Genomic DNA, 18639 nt, shown 5'->3' on the forward strand with positions numbered 1-18639 from the left:
CGGGCTAGCCTGCTCGTCCATGGTTCTTCTTGCGGAGTACGACGAGAGTTGGCCCGGGCAGTTCGCGACGACGGCCGCCGAGCTACGGGTGGTGTTCGGCGACACGGTCACCGAGATCGAGCACATCGGGAGTACGTCGGTGCCCGGGCTGGTCGCCAAGCCCGTGATCGACATCGCCGCGCGGGCGGTGACGCTGGAGGGCGTTGCCGGGAAGGATGCGGGACTCCGTGAGCTCGGGTTCGAGTTCGCGCCCGACGGGCCGCCCGGGCGGCGGACGTACACCCGCGCCGGCTGCAACCTGCACGTGTTCCCGTTCGAGGTCTGGGACGAGCTCAACCAGCGCATCCTCCGCGACCACCTCCGCGAGACGCCTGACGCAGTCCGGCGGTACGGCGACCTGAAGCGCAAGCTCGCCGTGGACGGCCTGTCCGGCTTCGACTACACGGCCGCCAAGACCGACCTGATCCAAGAGCTCACCGATACCGCTCGCGCCCACCGCGGTCTGCCGTCCGTTCGGGTGTGGGAAGACTGAGGCATTGCCTCGATCAGGCCGAGGGCGCACGCTGACGAGTAGGGGATCGACACAGCGATCGCCGTATTGACGACCGCGTCGCACGGGGACGAGGCGTGAGGACGGTGGCGGCCGTGGGGGGCTCGGTGATGGTGCCGGCCGTGGGCAAGGTCCACGGTCCCGGTCCGTGGGCCCTGTGGGCGGCCGTCGTACTGGGGTTCGGCACTCTGCTCGGCTCGATCGCCCTCGCGGTCGCGGGTGACGAACTGGTCCGGCCCGGTCTGCAGGCGTTCCTGTTCAACTGGATCACCATCCCGTACCTGATCAGCGGCACGCTCGCGTGGTGGCGCCGGCCGGAGAGCCGGCTCGGTCCGCTGATGATCGCCACCGCGTTCGTGATGGCGCTGACCGCCTTGCAGTGGTCCTCGGTTCCGGCTCTGCACTCGCTCGGTCACCTGCTGGACATGCTGCCGTCCGCGATGTTCCTGCACGTGTTCCTCGCCTATCCGACCGGCCAGCTGCGGACCCGGCCTCGCCAGGTGCTGGTGATCGCGGGCTACGTGAACGTCGTGATTCTGCAAGTGGCAAAGATCCTGCTCGGATCCTCGTCGGACAACCTCTTCGTGATCACCGCCCGGTCGGCGATCGCGAGCCGGATCGAGGAGACGCAGCTCATCGTCATGGCCGCTCTGCTCCTGACCGGCGCCGCCTTACTACTGGTACGGCGAGTCCCCGCGCGCAGACGCCCGGTCGCGCTGCTCGTGGACGCTTTCGGCCTGGCCCTGATCATGCTCGCGGTCCTGTACATCGCCGGTCTGCGCGGCTGGTCCCACATCGAAGCCGTCCGGAACATCACGTTCGCCGCGCTCGGGCTCGCGCCGATCGCCTTCTTGCTGGGTCTGCTCGACGCCCGGCTGGCCCGCACCGACGTCGGCGCTCTCCTGATGGAACTGCGTGCACACCCGACCAGCGATCTCCGCGAACCGTTGGCACGCGCCCTGCGCGATCCGTCTCTGGCCCTCGCCTATTGGCTACCGCAGTACGACACCTGGGCGGATCCGGACGGCCGGTCCATCACCTTGCGCGGTGCGGAGGAAGGGCGGGCGACCCGGGTCATCTACCGCGACCACGAGCCGATCATCGCGCTGGAGTTCGACCGGTCGCTCGAGGACGAGCGCGAGTTGCTGGACGCCGTCGCCGCGGCCGCCGGGATCGCCTTGGAGAACAGCCGGCTCCAGGTCGAACTGCGTGCCCGCCTGCAGGAGTTGCAGGGCTCACGCGCCCGAGTGATCGACGCGGGTCAGAAGGAGCGGCAACGACTCGAACGCAATCTGCACGACGGCGCCCAGCAACGCCTTGTTGCCTTGGCGCTCGAGCTTCAGTTGATTGCCCGCAGCTCCAAAGACGACCCCGAGACCTCAGCTCGGCTATTGCAGGCGAAGAGCGAGGTCACCGCCTCGCTCGACGAGCTACGTGCTGTTGCCCGTGGCATCCATCCGGCCGTGCTCACCGGTCACGGACTCGCGGTCGCACTCGAGTCGCTTGCCGCTCAGGCCGCCGTACCGGTCGAACTCGACGTCACCGTCGACGGGCGGTTGGCCGAACGGATCGAGGTCGCGGCGTACTACGTCGTCAGCGAAAGCCTTACGAATATAGGCAAGCACGCGAACGCGACCGTGGCCACGGTCCGAGTGAGCCAAGCGGCGGACGCCATCGTGGTGGAGGTCGCCGACGATGGCGTCGGCGGTGCGGACACCGAAGGTGGGACGGGTCTTCGTGGACTCGCCGACCGGGTCGAGGCGATCGGTGGCCGGTTGCGGATCTGGAGTCCGGCCGGGCAGGGGACCCGGCTCGAGGCGGAGTTCCCATGCAAGTAGCGATCGCCGAGGACAGCGTGCTGCTGCGCGAAGGCCTGACCCGGATTCTCAGTAGTGCGGGGCTCGAGGTGGTGGCGGCGTACGACAACGCGGACGATCTGCTCCAGTACGTGCGGAGCTTCCCGCCGCAGGTCGCGATCCTCGACATCCGGTTGCCACCGACCCACAACGACGAAGGGATGCGGGCCGCGTTGCGGATCCGCGAGCAGCACCCGGGGGTCGGCGTACTCGTGTTGTCGCAGTATCTCGAACTCGGCTTGGCCCTGCAGTTGCTGTCGGACTCGGCCGAAGGGGTCGGGTATCTGCTGAAGGACCGGATCAGTGACGTCGACGACTTCATCGGCGCCGTACGGCGGGTGGCCGGTGGCGGCTCGGCCGTGGATCCGAAGATCGTCTCCACCTTGCTGAAGCGGCGGCGTGGGGACGACCCGCTCGACGTACTGACGCCGCGCGAGCGTGAGGCGCTCGAGTTGATGGCGACCGGTGCCTCCAACCAAGGCATCGCGGACGCACTGACGATCACGTTGCGGGCCGCGGAGAAGTACGTCTCGGGCATCTTCACCAAGCTCGGCATTCCGTCCACCCGCAGCGAGTCCCGCCGGGTGCTGGCCGTCCTGCTCTACCTGCGGGCCTGACACCAGAAACCCGAACCCCTCCTTCACCGGTCGACCGGTCTCCCGAACGCGCCCAGAAACGGGAGTCTCGGACGTAGGCCGAGTCCCCTGGAGGAGCAGTGCACAAGTCCCGCGTGATGCAGAACGATCCCGACCCCGAACCCAACCCTGCCTCGTCACCCCGGAGATCCATCATGACGTTCATCCGCAATCACCCCGTCGCCACGTTCTTCGTGCTGGCCTACGCACTGGCCTGGGGCGCTGTCCCGTTCGGGAGCTTCTTCGCCCCCGGTGCCCTGGTCGCCGCGATCGTCGTCGTCCTGCTCACCGAGGGCCTGGCCGGCCTGCGATCGGTCGGCGCCCGGTTGATCCGCTGGCGGGTCAGCTGGATCTGGTACGTCGTAGCGATCGCCGTACCCCTGATCGTGCACTTCGTGACGATCTCGGTGAACGTCGCGATGGGTGCACCGTCACCGGACACCGGTCAGTTCACGCCGTTCTACGGCCTCGCGGTCGTGATCGGGATGAACATCGTCAACCCGACCGGTGGCCCGCTCAGCGAGGAGCCGAGCTTCCGCGGCTTCGCGCAGTCCAGCCTCCAGTCGAAGCGCACACCGCTGGCCGCGACCGCCATCATGGCGGCGGCCATCACCGGCTGGCATGCCCCGCTGTTCTTCATCTCCTCGTTCGGCCTGAAGCCCTTCGAGGCACTGACCACGGTCGCCGTCACCATCTGGTACGCGTGGCTGTTCAACCACGCCGCCGGCAGCGCCCTCATCACCCTGATCGCGCATGCCACCGAAGGTGCCATCAACACCGAGGACCTCTGGCCCGCCGGCGGGGACGCGACCCGCGAGACCTGGCTGTACGTCGCCGTCTGGTGCGCCGTCGCCATCGGCCTGCTGATCGTCAGCCGTCGCTTCTGGACCAGTCCCGCACCCGTCGCCGCGACCCACTCGCAGCACCCGAGCAACGTCAAGGAGACAGTCTCATGACCACCACGCTCGCACCGTCGGACCGACGCTCGTGGAGCGGCTGGCGCACCATCCTGGTCGTCATGGGTTCGCTCTTCGGTCTCGTCAGCCTCATCCTGTTCGCGATCGGTGGCGTCGGGCTCTGGGCGCAGCAGCAACGTGAGAACGGGTCCTTCACCGCGGGACCGGCACGGGTCGCCACGAGCACCTCCGCGCTGTTGTCGCCGTCGGTCGACGTCGGCGGAACCGGGCCGGACGCCTTCTACGCCGATGACTTCCTCGGTGAGGTTCGCATCGACATCACGTCCAAGAACGGCACGCCGGTGTTCGTCGGCATCGGTCCGGCGGCCGAGGTTGCGACGTACCTGAAGGGCGTCGGGTACGACGAGGTCACCGACTTCGACGTCGATCCGTTCAAGGTCTCCACCGAGGCCCGGGCCGGCGACAGGACTCCGGCCGCTCCCGCCGACCAGTCCTTCTGGGTCGCCACCGGCACCGACACCCTCAACTGGACCGCCAAGGGCGGCGACTGGTCAGTCGTAGTCATGAACGCCGACGGCTCCCCGAACATCGACGCCGAACTCAGCCTCGGAGCGACCCTGCCTGCAGTCGAAGGCATCACCATCGGCTCACTCATCGGCGCCGTCCTGATGCTGCTCATCACCACCGCGTTCATCGTGCCGGCTGTGGTTCGGCCTCGACGCGCTGGCGGGGAAGCAAGGGTTACCTAAGTCGCTTAGGGTCGTGGGTATGTCGGAGCCCGCGCTGCAGATTCCCTTCGATGACGCGTTTCGCTTTGACCCCTCGCCGACGTTCGCCGAGCTCCGGGAGAACCAGCCGGTGGCCCGGGTGCGGACGTTGGCGGGGGCCGAGGTCTGGCTGGTGACCCGGTACGACGACGTACGGATGGTGCTCGCGGACCCGCGGTTCTCGCGGGCCGCTGTGGTCAAGCAAGGAGCACCCCGGGTCGCGTTGGCGAAGCCGATGCCGAACAGCCTGACCACGACCGACCCGCCGGAGCACACCAGGCTGCGCAAGCTGGTGTCGTCGACGTTCGCGCACCGGCGGATCGAGCGGACCCGGCCGTGGGTGGCCGACCTGTCCGCGCAACTCGCCGAGGACGTGGCGGCCGCCGGGGACGGGGCCGACATCCGGCAGTTGGTCGCGTTGCCGCTGCCGATCCAGGTGATCTGCCAGTTGCTCGGCGTACCGTACGAGGACCGGGAGCAGTTCCGCGAGTGGACCGAGCTCGGGTACAGCATGAAGATGGCCGAGAAGGACCTGGTCGAGGATGCGATGACCAGTCTGACGGCGTACATCGAGGACCTGGTCATGAAGAAGCTCGCGAACGCGGACAAGCCGGCCGAGGACCTGCTGGACGAGCTCGTCCGGGCCCGCGAGGAAGGTGACCGGCTCAGTCAGGAAGAGCTGATCGCGTTCGGGGTGAACCTGCTGGTCGCCGGCCACGAGACCTCGGCGAACCAGATCTCGAGCTGCGTCGCGACCCTGCTGCGCTGGCCGGAGAACTGGGCCAGGCTGGTCGCGGACCACTCGTTGGTGCCGTCCGCGATCGAGGAGCTGCTGCGGTTCAACCGGTTCAGCGAGGTCGGTCAGCTCCGGGTCGCGGTCGAGGACCTCGAGCTGCACGGCGTACAGATCAAGGCCGGCGAGGGCGTGATGGCGGCGCTCAACTCGGCCAACCGGGATCCACGCGAGTACGACGCTCCCGACGAGCTGCGGATCGATCGGCCGGACAACAAGCACCTGTCGTTCGGCTTCGGACCGCACTTCTGCCTGGGCGCCCAGCTGGCCCGGATCGAGCTGCAGGAGTCACTGCTGGCCCTGGTACGACGCTTCCCACAGCTGAGCCTGGCCAAGCCGGCCGAGGAGCTGGAGTGGCGTCGGGTCCTGGTCAGTGGACTCGCAGAACTGCCGGTGAACCTCGGTCTCGACTGAGGTCCACCGGCAGCTTCTGCTGCTTCTGTTCAGTTCTGCGACGTGAAGGCGAGGCCGTGCTCGGCCTCGTACTGCTCGATGAAGCGCGCGGCCATCGGCTCGCTGCAGGAGATCGCGTCGGCCAGCTTCTTCGCCGTCCGCTCGTGCCCCTCCGGCCAGTCGGACAGCAGCGCCCACGCGCGCATCCGCCGCTTCTCCAGCACGGTCGGCTCGACGGCCGGCTCCTCGATCTTCACCGACTCCATCGCCGGCTTCTCGACCACCGACTCGTCGACGACCGACTTCCGCGCGGCCGGCTCGACCTTCGGCGTGGTGATCAGCGCCGGCGGCTGGTTGTCGCCCGGCTCCGCGAACGGCGACGGGCCCTGCGGCTTCTGCACCACCGGCTCGGCCTTCGGCTGCGGTGCCATCGGGGTCAGCTTCGCCTTCCCGTTGGCCGAGCCGTTGCTCTGGACAACGTGCTGCGGCTCGCCCTCGTCCTCGACCACGACCGCCTCGGCGACCGGTTCGTCGCTGTCGGGCTGGTCGACGATGGCCATCAGCTCACCGGTCCAGGCGTCCTCGTCGCGCAGCGACATCCCGGCGTTGTCCGCCCGCCTCGGCTGCCCACCCTCGAGCACCCAGACCGCCGCGCGCAGGTCGCCGCGATCCTCGAGCTCCGCCGGCTCCGGCGGCGGTGAGATCGCCTTGGTCAGCTTGTTGGTGATGACCTCGTAGTTGATCCGCTCCTCGAGCATCCCGGCCAGCCGATCCGGGTCGTACGTCGTCTCGGCGATCTTCGCCAGCCGCTCGTCCTGGTGCTCGGACCGGATGTACTCGGCAACGGTCCCGGCGATTGCCTCGCGCCGCGACCTGTTCCGGATCTGGTGATGGGCCGCGCGCAGGCTCTCGTACAGGCTGTATCCGTGCTCGATCGCCAGCGACCGCGCGAGCCAGGTGACCCGCGGCTCGCGGACCCACTGGACGACGCCGTACACCGGGCCGGTCTCGCGCATCTGCCCCGCGCGGCGCAGTGCGTCGCGACGGCGGGCCGAGCTGTGGATCAACCAGAGCACGTAGGCGAACGCGGACAGGCCGCCGAAGCCGAAGGCCAGGAAGCGCTCCTCCGGCCGCCAGTGGCCGACCACGTTGAACACGACCGCGACCAGCGCCGCGAAGAACGACATCGCGCGGTAGGCGTAGGCCTGCTCACCCTTGCGACGACGCAGGTCGGCGAGCGCGGCAGTGGCGACACCACCGAGCTCGAGCACGGCCACCGCGGGTGTCACGAGGGCGATCTTGAGCGCCGCCGAGAAGCCGTGGTCAGGCCAGGGGATATGGGTCACGCCGGCCCAGACCTGGCCGACAAGTGCAGCCGCGGCCGCAGTAGCGTAGAAGGCGTAGGCGACCTTGTCCGCACCGGTAAGGGGTACGTTCGCCAGTTCGCCAGTACTGGTATTGCTGGTGTTCTCCTGCAAGACGTGGTCTCCTGACCGGTTTGGGCTCTCCGGCAGTTTCGTCGGGATTGTGGTACGGCGGCCCCTTCCCCCTAGGAGGGCGCTGCATGAGGCTACCGGTTTCCGGCCCCGATAGGGGAGGCGAATCCGGAAACGTCTCGAACCTCCCCACTCCGGTCCCGGTTCACACCTACTAATTCAAACGACTTATCGCGGCGTCGGTAATGGCTACCCGGCGTTCTCGCAATGTCTAGTTGACTGGGCAGGGACTTGATCCCGCGACTCACGGGAAGTCGCCAGGGAATGTGGAGGGAGTCCCAGGGGTGGTTGCGCACCCTGGGGCTATGAGGTCGAGATGGGGGTTCGCCGCGCGCTCGTTGAGTGTGCGCGTGGCGGCGGCGATGGTGGTGCTGGTCGCGGTGGTGAGCATCGTGATCGGCGTACTGACGACGGCCGCGATCAGCTCGTACCTGACCAAGCAGCTCGACGGAAAGGTCGAGGCGTCGCAGGGGCGGACGATCATGGCGCTCACCAAGGGCGGGGGTGGGCCGCCGCCGGATGCGCCGCACGGGCAGGACGCCGGCACGGTGACGGCGTACCTCACCTCGTCGGGTGCCACCGGCAACGTCATCACGTCGGACGGCGTCGTCGCGGAGCTGTCGGACCAGGCCATCGACGTCCTGGATGTGCAGACGGCCGGGACGAACGGGACCCTCGACGTTCCAGGGCTCGGGCAGTATCGCGTGCATGCCACGCAGGTCGGCGGGATCACGGTGGTCACCGGGTTGCCGACCAAGGACATCGACGACACGATCACCAGTCTGATCGGGTGGGAGGTGCTGTTCGGCGGTGTCGGCGTACTGACTGCTGGTGGGGTCGCGGTGCTCGTCGCGCGTCGGCAGCTGCGGCCGTTGCGCCGGGTCGCGCAGACCGCGCGGGAGGTGGCCGGTCTGCCGTTGGACACGGGCGAGATCGGGATGACTGCGCGAGTACCGGAGCAACTCACCGATGGGCGGACCGAGGTCGGCCAGGTCGCGGTCGCGCTCAACACGTTGCTCGGGCACATGGAGAACGCTCTGGATGCGCGGCATCGCAGTGAGCTGCAGGTCCGCCAGTTCGTTGCCGACGCATCCCATGAGTTGCGTACGCCGCTGACCACGATCCACGGGTATGCCCAGCTGAGCCTCCGTCAGCAGGACCCCGAGTTGTTCACGCATGCGATGGGCAAGGTGATGGTGGAGACGACCCGGATGGCGGCGCTCGTGGAGGACTTGTTGCTGCTGGCCCGGCTCGACGCGGGCCGGCCGCTCGACCGTCGTCCGGTCGACCTCAGCCGCCTCGCCCGCGACTCGGTCACCGACGCCGAGATAGTTGCCCCGAGCCACCAATGGGAGCTCAGCCTGCCGCGCGAACCGGTCGTTGTCATCGGCGACGAACAACGCCTGCACCAGGTCGTCACCAACCTCCTCAACAACGCCCGCCGGCACACCCCGCCCGGCACCACGGTCGCCGTCGCGGTCACGGTCGCGGACCATTCCGCCGTACTCACGATCCACGACAACGGCCCCGGTATTCCCGCCGACCTGCAGCCCAACGTGTTCCGCCGCTTCACCCGAGCCGACACCTCCCGCACCCGAGACTCCGGCGGCGCCGGCCTAGGCCTCTCCCTGGCCCAATCCATCACCCAAGCCCACCAAGGCACCCTCACCCTCACCTCAACCCCCGGCAACACAAACTTCACCCTCGCCCTACCGCATTAGCATCGGCCCATGGATGCGCTCAGCGACTTTCCGTTCCCGGTCTTTGTGAGTACCGGTGGGACCGAGCGTGGCCGCTCGGTCGCGACGAGGGCCGCGCAAGCAGCCCAATGGCTGGACCAAACCGTCGGCATGCCAACGATCCCACCCTTGTACGTCGTGAACTCGAACGACTGGGACGCGGTCGCGACAACGCCTTTGTACGGGATGCCGCATGTGGACAGTGATCGAGTCGTCGTCGGGCAGGAGCCCGCCGCCTTCTGGTCGACGCTGACCGGGGTGATCGCGCCGGTAGCCGGCTCCGACGGGCTGGCGCGGCTCCGGCAGGTGTACGGCGAGGACCTCGACCTGGGCGGGTTCGCCGACCTGCTGGTGTGCCATGAACTGACTCACCTTGCTCACGGCGCTTCGTGGGTGGAGGGGGCGGTGGGGTTCTGGTTGAAGGAGTTGGCGGCGAACCTCGGGCTGCAGGGGTATGTGAGCGAGGTCGAGCCTCAGCAGTTGGCAACGCTGGAGACGGTCGTCGAGGTTGTTTGGGCCGCACCGAATGAGGCTTGGCCGATCCACGACCTGGCGCGGATGAAGGATTCGCTGACCGGTGACGGATCGAACTACGTCTGGTTCGAGTTCGGCCTGCAGGTGTTGGCGAAGCGGCTGTGGGACACCGCAGGGGCTGCCGCTCTACAGACGATCATCACCGCCCTACGCGGCCCGACACTGAATTTCACCCAGGTCCTGCACATGCTGGCCGACCTGGACCCATCGGTCGCCCAGACAATCCAGAACTGGCCGAATCACTGAGCCCACGGTCGCCTACGGCGGTGGGTGCAGGACTTGGGGTCCTGCACCCACGGGGTGGGTTACTTGGTGCCGAAGGTGTAGATGGTGGTGGATTTGTAGGTCTCGCCGGGGCGGAGGACCGTGGACGGGAAGTTGGGGTGGTTGGGGGAGTCGGGGAAGTGCTGGGTCTCGAAGGCGAAGGCGTCGCCCTGGCGGTAGGCCTTGTTGCCGATGCCCAGGAAGGTGCCGTCGAGGAAGTTGCCGCTGTAGAACTGGACGCCGGGCTGGTCGGTGCGCACGGTGATCGTGCGGCCGTGCTCGGGTTCGGTGAAGCGGCCGGCGAGGCGTAGCCCGTCGCTGTCCGTCCGGTTGGCGAGGACGAAGTTGTGGTCGTAGCCGCGGCCGAAGATCAGCTGCTGGTGATCGCCGCGGAGGCGGGCGCCGATCGCGGTCGGCCGGTTGAAGTCGAACGGCGTACCCGCGACCGGAGCGATCTCGCCGGTCGGGATCAGGTTCACGTCGACCGGGGTGTACTTCGGCGCGGGGAGTTCGAGCACGTGGTCGTAGATCGTGCCGTTGCCCTCGCCGAGCAGGTTGAAGTACACGTGGTTGGTCAGGTTGACGATCGTCGGCTTGCCCTTGACCGTCGCGTGGTAGTCGATCCGCAGGTTGTCGCGCTTGTCGAGTGTGTACGTCACCGTGCTGGTGAGCTCACCAGGGAAGCCCATCTCACCGTCCGGGCTGACATAGGTGAAGGCGACCCCGACGGCCTTGTCGTTCTGCACGACCTTGGCCTTCCACACCTTCTTGTCGAAGCCGATCGTGCCCCCGTGCAGCGCGTTCTCGCCGTTGTTGATCGGGATCTGGTACGACGTCCCGTCGATCGAGAACTTGCCCTTGGCGATCCGGTTGCCGTACCGGCCGATGGTGGCGCCGAAGTACGGGCTGAGGGCCGCGTAGTCCGGCAGGTTGTCGAAGCCGAGGCTGATGTTCGTGGTCCGGCCGCGCCGGTCCGGCGTCTCGACCCGCTGGATGGTCGCACCCCAGGTCAGCATCGAGATCGTCACCCGGCCGTTGGTGAACGTGTAGACGTCCACCTGCTGGCCGTCCGGCGTTGTCCCGAACGGGTCTTTGTGGATCTCGAGCTTGCCGTGATGGTGTTCGCCCATGCCGGTCAATTTATCCGGCGTACCGGCGGTGGAGCCGGCCTGGGTGGTCGCGTCCGCTGTGCTGGTGAGAGCGCCCGCGGCGGCGGCACCGAGGCCCAGGGCGCCGGCGGTCCGCAGGACCTGACGGCGGGGCAGGTGATCGGGCATCGCAATCCCCTCAATCGTTGTAGACAGCTGCGTGGGCACGATAAGCACGGCAGCCGAGTGTTTGGAACAGTTCGTAACGGTTCGAATTCGTCCGATGTCTCCGGGCCGGTTGGACGGTTTCCAGCGGTCTGACCGGATCCGTCCGCTCCCGGCCCCGATCAGGCCTACTCCCGTACGCCGTCCCGCCCGCACACTGAACGCATGAGCCGAACCGCGCTGATCGTGATCGACGTCCAGGAATCGTTCCGGATCCGCCCGAACTGGCAGGCCGTGAACCACCCCGACATCGCCGACCGGGTGAACCGCCTGGTCCGCGCCGCCCGCGACAACGGCGACCTCGTCGTCTGGGTGCTGCACACCGAACCCGGCACCGGCGGCGCCTTCGACCCGGCCGAAGGCAACGTCCGGCTGATCGAAGGACTCGCTCCGATCGACGGCGAGCCTCTCCTCGCCAAGACGTCTCACAACGCCTTCACCACAACGAATCTGCAGCAGATCCTGACCCAGCACGGTGTCACCGAGGTCGTGATCAGCGGCATCCGCACCGAGCAGTGCTGCGAGACCACCGCCCGGGTCGCCTCGGACCTCGGGTACGACGTCGTGTTCGTCACGGAGGCGACTGCGACGACCCCGCTCCCGCACTGGACGCTGCCCGCGGACGCGACCCTGGACGAGATCCTGGCCGACCCGCGCACCCTCAGCCCGGAGATCGTCACCGAGCGGACCGAGTACGCCCTGGCCGGCCGGTTCGCCACGATCCGGACGCTGGAGGAACTGACCGCCGTACCCGTGGCATCCTGACTGGATCATGACTACACAAGTCGTCTTCCTGCTGGTGCCGAAACTGCACCTGCTGGATCTGGCTGGGCCGGCGCAGGTGTTCTCGACCGCGAACGACCTCGGGTACGGCTACGAGTTGAGCTACGTGGCCGAGGTCGACGAGATTCTGACCGCGCAAGGCGTGCCGGTGAAGGCGCGATTGGAGTGGCCGGAGCTCGGTCCGGATGACCTGATCGTCGTCCCCGGATGGCGTTCTCCGAGCCTGTCGCCGGTGCCTCCGATCGGGCCGGCGACGCGGCAACGGCTGCGCACTCACCACGCCGGCGGGGGCTCGGTCGCCAGTGTGTGTTCCGGCGCCGACGCACTTGGTGCGGCCGGGTTGCTGGACGGACATCGCTTCACGACCCACCACGACCTGACCGAGACTCTCGCCGAGCGGTACCCGAAGGCGACGATCGTGCGGGACGTCCTGTACGTCGTGGACGACCGCGTCATCACCTCCGCAGGGATCGCGAGCGGGATCGACCTGGCACTACATCTGGTCGCGGTCGCGCGAGGTGCCGAGGCGGCCGCACGGGTCGCCCGCCAGATGGTCGTCTACGCGCGGCGCAACGGGGACGACCTGCAGGAGAGCGCGATGCTGCGTCATCGCGGTCACCTGAGCGATATCGCCCATCGCGTCCAGGACCTGATCGACGCCCGGTACGCCGATCGTCTGTTGCTGGCCGAGCTCGCCGAGCAGGTCCGCGTCAGTGAGCGCACGCTGACCCGCCTGTTCACCACTGCGACCGGCCTGACCCCGCTGCGCTACCAGCAACTCCTCCGGCTGGAACGCGCGGAGCACCTGATCGGCCACGGCAGCACGATCGAGGCGGCGGCCCGAGCGGTCGGCTTCGAGGACGCCCGCATGCTCCGCCGCCTGCGGGCCCGCACCATGCAGCCGATCGCCGGGTAGATCTAGGTCCACCCCCCAGGGGAGGTCAGAGCCCCTGAGTTCAGCGCGCCGTCCCGTCACGCTCGTCCTGTCGGCAACGAGAGGTGGGGCAAAGTGAGCAGGCATGCGGTGACTGTGCGGGTGGCCCGGTGGAGTGCGACCCATCCGTGGCGGGCGATCGGCCTCTGGCTGTTGCTCGTGATCGTGGCAGTCGGGATGTCGGTGGTCATCCCGAAGCAGCAGGTGCAGAACAAGGATCTCTGGGTCGGCCAATCCGGCCAGGCCGCGGAGCTGGTCGAGAAGGCAGGCCTCGGTGATCACCCGACCGAGACGGTCCTGCTGACCGACCCGGACGGCCCGCTCGACAAGGCGGCCGCGACCACCGCGATCACCCAACTGGGGCAGAAGCTCAAGGCGCTGGACACCGTCCAGACCGTCGGGCAGCCGGTCTGGTCCGAGAACGGCAAGGCCGCGCTCGTACCGATCCAGCTGAAGGGCACAGCCGACGACGCGTCGGACGCGATCTCGAAGATCGTCGACACGACCGCCGAGGTGCAGCAGGCCAATCCGGGCCTGACCATCGCGCAGGCCGGCGAGGCCTCGCTGGACGCGGGTATCTGGAAGCAGGTCGGCTCTGATCTCGCGAAGGCCGAGAAGCTCAGCCTGCCGATCACCTTCGCGTTGATGTTGCTGGCGTTCGGTGCGCTGATCGCGGCCGGAATCCCGGTCCTGCTGGCGTTCTCGGCCGTCGGCGCCGCACTCGGCTTCTATGCGCCGCTGTCGTATCTCTTCCCGGACGGTGGTTCGGTCGCCAACGTCGTGCTGCTGATCGGTATGGCGGTCGGCGTCGACTACTCCCTCTTCTATCTCAAACGAGAACGCGAAGAACGCCGTAAGGGCCACACCACCCTCGACGCGGTGGAGATCGCGGCCGCCACGTCCGGTCACTCGGTCGTCGTGTCCGGGTTCGCCGTGATCGTGTCGATGGCCGGGCTGTACGTCGCGCAGGACATGACGTTCTCGTCGATGGCGACGGCAACGATCGTGGTGGTCGCGGTGGCCGTCCTCGGTTCGCTCACCGTCCTCCCGGCGCTACTGGCGAAGCTGGGTCACCGGGTCGACCGGCCGCGGGTCCCGCTGCTGTGGCGGCTCAACCGGCGCATCGGTCCCGGCGGAATCAGCCGCCGCATCCTTGCTCCGGTACTGCGTCATCCGCGCGCGGCCCTGTCCGTGTCCGCGATCGCCATCGTGGCTCTCGCCGTACCAGCGCTCGGGATGAAGACCGAGCCGTCGGACCTGAACTCGTTGCCGCAGACCATTCCCGAGGTACGCACGTTCAAGGCACTGCAGGAGAACTTCCCGTCGCAGGGCGGTCTTTCGTACGACGTTGTGGCGCAAGGCGGAGATGCGGTTGCGGCGTTGACGCAGTTGCAGGGGTCCGCAGTACGTAGTGGGAAGTTCGTCGTACCGCAGGGTGAGGCGATTCGGCAGGCGGGTGATACCGCGGTGCTGAAGCTGATTTCGGTGTTGCCGGAGGGCAGTAAGAACAGCGAGCTCGCGCTGAGGCAGTTGCGGGACGACCTGGTGCCGGCGTCGTTGGGATCCGTGCCAACCTGGGCGGTCGGTGGTGGGTCGGCCGAATCGGTTGACTATGGCAACAATCAGCGGGACAAGCTGCCGTGGGTGATCGCGTTCGTACTGGCGCTGACGCTGGTGGTGATGGCGGCGACCTTCCGGAGTGTGGCGATCGCGGTGGTGACCACGCTGCTCAACCTCGCGTCGGTAGCGGCGTGCTTCGGAGTGCTGTCGCTGGTGTTCCAGCATTCGTGGGCCGAGGGGTTGCTCGGGTTCACGTCGTCCGGGTTCGTCGTGTCGTGGATCCCGCTGTTCCTGTTCGTGATCCTGGTCGGGCTGTCGATGGACTACCACGTGTTCGTACTGGGACGGATCCGCGAAGGCGTTGCGGAGGGGTTGACGCCGCGTGAGGCGGTTCGCAAGGGCGTCACCGAGTCGGCCGGCGTGGTCACGAGTGCGGCCGCGGTGATGGTGTCGGTGTTCGCCGTGTTCGCGACGCTGGGGATGCTCGAGATGAAGCAGATGGGCGTCGGCCTCGCGGTCGCCGTACTCATCGACGCGACCCTGGTCCGGATCGTCATGCTTCCGTCCATCATGGTCCTGCTGGGCCGCAAGGCCTGGTGGCCGAACCGTCTGCACCACCAGGCCGCAACCAGTGTTCCCGATCGGGAACTCGTACCGATCAGCTGAGTTTCGAGGCCGCCGTCAGTTTGCTGACGGCGGCACTCAGTTGGCCGGTCAGCAGCAGGTGTTCGGCGTCCGAGGTGAGCTTGGACGCCGGCTCGGTGAGATTCTGGCCGAGATGGTTCTGTGCCATCCACCGGACGGCTCCCACCACCGCGTCGTCCTCGGCGAATGTGTCCGCCTTCGTCCGCTCCAGGTAACGGGCGGACTGCGCCAACGCGGCTTGCGCGATGGTTGCCTGCGGCCCGGACCAGTCTTTGACCTGGAGCGCCACACTTGCGGCGATCCCGGCGGCCAGCGCATAGGCATCGTGCTTGCGCAGCAGGCTGTTTCGGGCGTCCGTCAGCTTCTGCCGAGCCGCCGCCTGGGTGGTCAGACCCCACCCGAACGGGTACTGCGGATCGTAGGAAGCGTCACCGACGTTCAACGGCTGCTGGGCTTCCGTCCGCGGCCAACTGACCGGCAGCCGTCCGCTGAACGGCTTCTTGCCGAACAGTACGTCGGCCACCCCGGCGCCCTCGGTCCCCGGCAGCCACGACGCCACCAGGGCGTTGATCTTGCCCAGTTGGTCCGTGATCACCTGAGGCCGGCCGGACACGATCAGTACGACGCACTTCATCGCAACGCACACCTTGTCCACAGCCGCCTTGTCGGCATCGGAGAGCAACAGGTCGTGACCGTTGCCCACGTCACCGATCCCTTCGGCGTACGGGCGTTCGCCGACCACGACCACGCCGACATCATGACCCTCCAGCGGCGCGGACGCGTCCGCACTGAAGGTTGCCGTCGGCACCACCTGCTTGATCCCGTCCAGGATCGTCGTACCGGTGGTGGTCGCGCCCGAACCGCCTTGCCAGCTGATGCTCCAGCCACCCATCTGGTTGCCCAGGTCGTTCGCGTTGCTGCCGGCAACGTAAACCTTCTGGCTCGGTGCCAGCGGCAACAGGTTGCCGTCGTTCTTCAACAGCACCTGGGACTTCGCCGCCGCCTCCCGGCCGACTGCGCGGTGCGCGGCTGACCCGATCGAGCTGATCTGCGAGGTGTCGGCGTACGGGTGCTCGAACAGGCCGAGCTTGAACTTCTCGGTCAGGATCCGCCGGACCGCGTCGTTGACCCGGGTCAGCGGAACCCGGCCGGCGGTGACCTCATCGGTCAGGCCCTGCGTGAAGGCCTGGTAGTTCGTCGGCACCATGATCATGTCGAGGCCGGCGTTGATCGACGTACGAATGTCGCTCGCGTAGTCGCCCGGCAGCTGGTCGATCGCCTGCCAGTCGCTGATCACGAACCCGTCGAAGCCCATCCGCTGCTCCAGTACGCCGTTGATCAGCTCGCCGTTCCCGTGCATCTTCACCGGGGTGGCACCGTCGATCGAGACGCTCGAGTACGACGGCATCACGGTGCCGATGCCGAGGTCCACCGCCGTCTTGAACGGTGCCAGGTGCAACGTCTTCAGCTGCGCCTTGGTGACCTGCGTGATGCCCTGGTCGATCTTGTACGAACCCGTCGTCGAGGACCCGTACGTCGTACCGCCGTCGCCGACGAAGTGTTTCGCGGTGGCCAGGACGTGATTGTTCTGGTCGAGTTGGCTGCCGTCCGCCTTGCCCTGCAGGCCGGTGATCACGGTCGCCATCGACTGGACCAGCGCCGGGTCCTCGCCGTACCCCTCGTACGCACGGCCCCAGCGGTCGTCACGAACCACGCAGACGCACGGTGCGAAGTCCCACGGGATACCGGTCGCGCGGACCTCGGTCGCGGTCACCTCACCGGTGCGCTTGGCCAGGTCCGGGTCGCGGGTGGCGCCGAGGCCGATGTTGTGCGGCAGGATCGTCGCGCCGACCACGTTGTTGTGACCGTGGACCGCGTCGACGCCGTAGATGAGCGGGATCTGCAGCCGGGTCGCCTGCGCGTTCAGCTGGAAGTTGTCGATCATCGCTGCCCACGCGGCTGGGGTGTTCGGCGTCGGCACCGAGCCACCGCCGGAGAGCAACGAGCCGAGTGCGTACGACGCGATGTCGGTGCGGGACCGGAGTGCGTTGCGCTCGGCCTGGGTCATCTGGCCGACCTTCTCCGCCAGCGTCATCCGGCCGAGTAGGTCGTCGACGCGCTTCTTCAATGGGAGCTTGGCGTTGAGGTACGGGAGGTCGTGCGCGTTGATCACCACGACCGGCTGGGTTGCGGGGGCCTTCGCGCCGGTCACCGTGAGTTCGAGCGGGATGGTCTCGGCGGCTTCGGCGGTGCGGTCCTTGCGGGTGGTGATTGCCACGGTCTGGCTGGTGCCGGACGCCGTACCCGCTGGGAACGTGATCGTGCCGGCGACGGGGGTGTAGTCGTCGGCGCCCGCGCTGCCGGTGCCGGTCTTGTAGTCGACGGTGACCGGTTCCTCGAGTGGGGTGCTGCCGGTGGTCGCGACGGACACCTTGACCTGCGCGGTGCCGCCCTCCTTGACCGGGTAGACGCCGGCGTCGGTGACGACGCTCGCCTTCAGCGCCGGGTCGGCCTTGCCGTAGATCTCGACCTGGTCGATCGCGAACTCACCCGGTGAGCCGACCGGCATCGTGATCGCGTAGCCCCACATCTGCGTGAGGTTGAGGACCTGGTCTATACCGCCGACGGGTTGGTAGTCGGTTCGGTAGACGAGTTCGCTGAACGGGATCTCGACCAGGTGCCAGCCCTGCCAGTCGTCGGTGAAGCTGGTGTTCCACAGTTCCGAGGCTTCGGCGTTGGCGCCGCCGTCCTTGATCTCGAAGAAGATCCGTTTCCCTGAGCCGGGTGGGAGTGGGGCGGTGTTCTGCCCGTACCACCAGAACCGGATCCCCTTGTGCGCCGACCAGTCGCCGGGGTTGACGTCGTACGTCACGTCGTGGCTGAAACCGCCGTACCCGCTGATGTTGTAGGTGCCGTGCAGCACCTTCTCGCCGGACGGCGCGTCGGCGCGGGTCTGCAGTTCCATCGTCGGTGGGTCGTCGGCATCGCTGCCCCAGCCGAAGATGCCCGCGTTCGGTGGTGAGGCGAAGGGCTCGCCGCCTTCGAACGCCGCCAGTACGATCGGCGCCGGATCGTCGGCCGCCGCCTGCAGGGGCAACAACCCCGCCACCAGAGCCGCCGCCGCAACCAGAGCCGTCCGCCGAAATCCACGCATGGCCGCTCCCCACCTCCGCGCGAGCCTCACACCCACGTCCGGCCCGACTCTCATCCACCCCCCGCCCCCGGTCAACCCCTCACCGGTTCCGGAACTAGAGCGCTCTCACACCACCCATCACCTCGGGACGCATATGGGGCGGCGGCCCTGCGTAGTTGAAACCGGACTAGTTCAGGGAAGGCGATGCGGACCTCCCCGAAGGGATTAGCGCGGTGCGCGGCCACCCACTCAATCAAGTCCACAGGCGAGCTGACCGCGATGGTGAAGTGCACGCCAGCACCGTGCCTGCGGTGAGCATGAGGCCGG

14 protein-coding genes are annotated in these 18639 nt (G+C 67.8%); 11 read left to right on the forward strand and 3 right to left on the reverse strand.

The genetic code is table 11. The annotated features are described in order from the left end of the window. Nucleotides 1–19 precede the first annotated feature (19 nt). The 6 genes from AB0L70_RS14605 (at nt 20) to AB0L70_RS14630 (ending at nt 5932) form a co-directional block, all read left to right on the forward strand. On the forward strand, nt 20–532 hold the full coding sequence (locus AB0L70_RS14605) for a GrpB family protein (protein WP_363683916.1): 513 nt from the start codon (nt 20–22) through the stop codon (nt 530–532). A gap of 104 nt (nt 533–636) precedes the next feature. Beyond that, complete coding sequence (locus AB0L70_RS14610; RefSeq protein WP_363683918.1) at nt 637–2388, forward strand: histidine kinase; 1752 nt, start codon at nt 637–639, stop codon at nt 2386–2388. Beyond that, nucleotides 2379–3023, forward strand: a complete 645-nt coding sequence (locus tag AB0L70_RS14615; RefSeq protein ID WP_363683920.1) for a response regulator transcription factor — start codon at nt 2379–2381, stop codon at nt 3021–3023. Before AB0L70_RS14610 ends, AB0L70_RS14615 begins: the two co-directional genes overlap by 10 nt. Nucleotides 3024–3196: 173 nt before the next feature. Then, nucleotides 3197–3997 (forward strand): CPBP family glutamic-type intramembrane protease, encoded by an 801-nt coding sequence (locus AB0L70_RS14620; RefSeq protein ID WP_363683922.1) that lies wholly within the window; start codon nt 3197–3199, stop codon nt 3995–3997. Then, a complete protein-coding gene (locus AB0L70_RS14625; protein ID WP_363683924.1) occupies nt 3994–4707 on the forward strand; it encodes a hypothetical protein in 714 nt (237 codons plus the stop codon). Before AB0L70_RS14620 ends, AB0L70_RS14625 begins: the two co-directional genes overlap by 4 nt. A 19-nt stretch (nt 4708–4726) precedes the next feature. Next, nucleotides 4727–5932, forward strand: a complete 1206-nt coding sequence (locus tag AB0L70_RS14630; RefSeq protein WP_363683926.1) for a cytochrome P450 — start codon at nt 4727–4729, stop codon at nt 5930–5932. Nucleotides 5933–5961: 29 nt separating this feature from the next. On the opposite strand, the gene AB0L70_RS14635 is transcribed toward AB0L70_RS14630, so the two are convergent. Then, on the reverse strand, nt 5962–7389 hold the full coding sequence (locus AB0L70_RS14635; RefSeq protein WP_363683928.1) for a hypothetical protein: 1428 nt from the start codon (nt 7387–7389) through the stop codon (nt 5962–5964). A gap of 323 nt (nt 7390–7712) precedes the next feature. Between AB0L70_RS14635 and AB0L70_RS14640 the strand changes: the two genes are divergently transcribed. Then, nucleotides 7713–9128, forward strand: a complete 1416-nt coding sequence (locus AB0L70_RS14640) for a HAMP domain-containing sensor histidine kinase (protein WP_363683930.1) — start codon at nt 7713–7715, stop codon at nt 9126–9128. Between the two features lie 9 nt (nt 9129–9137). After that, nucleotides 9138–9926 carry a hypothetical protein gene (locus tag AB0L70_RS14645; RefSeq protein ID WP_363683932.1) on the forward strand — a complete coding sequence of 263 codons (789 nt, stop codon included), beginning with the start codon at nt 9138–9140 and terminating at the stop codon, nt 9924–9926. A gap of 59 nt (nt 9927–9985) precedes the next feature. Here the strand turns inward: AB0L70_RS14645 and AB0L70_RS14650 are convergent, their stop codons facing one another. Next, nucleotides 9986–11221 carry an aldose epimerase family protein gene (locus tag AB0L70_RS14650; RefSeq protein WP_363683934.1) on the reverse strand — a complete coding sequence of 412 codons (1236 nt, stop codon included), beginning with the start codon at nt 11219–11221 and terminating at the stop codon, nt 9986–9988. A gap of 201 nt (nt 11222–11422) precedes the next feature. Here AB0L70_RS14650 and AB0L70_RS14655 point away from each other — a divergent pair, with 201 nt between their 5' ends. From AB0L70_RS14655 to AB0L70_RS14665, 3 genes are all read left to right on the forward strand, one after another. Next, nucleotides 11423–12022: an isochorismatase family protein gene (locus AB0L70_RS14655; RefSeq protein ID WP_363683936.1), complete on the forward strand. Its 600-nt coding sequence runs from the start codon at nt 11423–11425 to the stop codon at nt 12020–12022. 7 nt (nt 12023–12029) lie between these two features. After that, on the forward strand, nt 12030–12956 hold the full coding sequence (locus AB0L70_RS14660; RefSeq protein WP_363683938.1) for a DJ-1/PfpI family protein: 927 nt from the start codon (nt 12030–12032) through the stop codon (nt 12954–12956). Nucleotides 12957–13049: 93 nt separating this feature from the next. Continuing rightward, nucleotides 13050–15200, forward strand: a complete 2151-nt coding sequence (locus AB0L70_RS14665; RefSeq protein WP_363683940.1) for an MMPL family transporter — start codon at nt 13050–13052, stop codon at nt 15198–15200. On the opposite strand, the gene AB0L70_RS14670 is transcribed toward AB0L70_RS14665, so the two are convergent. Beyond that, nucleotides 15193–18333 (reverse strand): glycoside hydrolase family 3 N-terminal domain-containing protein, encoded by a 3141-nt coding sequence (locus AB0L70_RS14670; protein WP_363683942.1) that lies wholly within the window; start codon nt 18331–18333, stop codon nt 15193–15195. The genes AB0L70_RS14665 and AB0L70_RS14670 overlap by 8 nt on opposite strands. Nucleotides 18334–18639: the final 306 nt, after the last annotated feature.

Origin of the sequence: Kribbella sp. NPDC051952 (genome assembly GCF_040680855.1) — a bacterium.
GTDB lineage: Bacteria > Actinomycetota > Actinomycetes > Propionibacteriales > Kribbellaceae > Kribbella.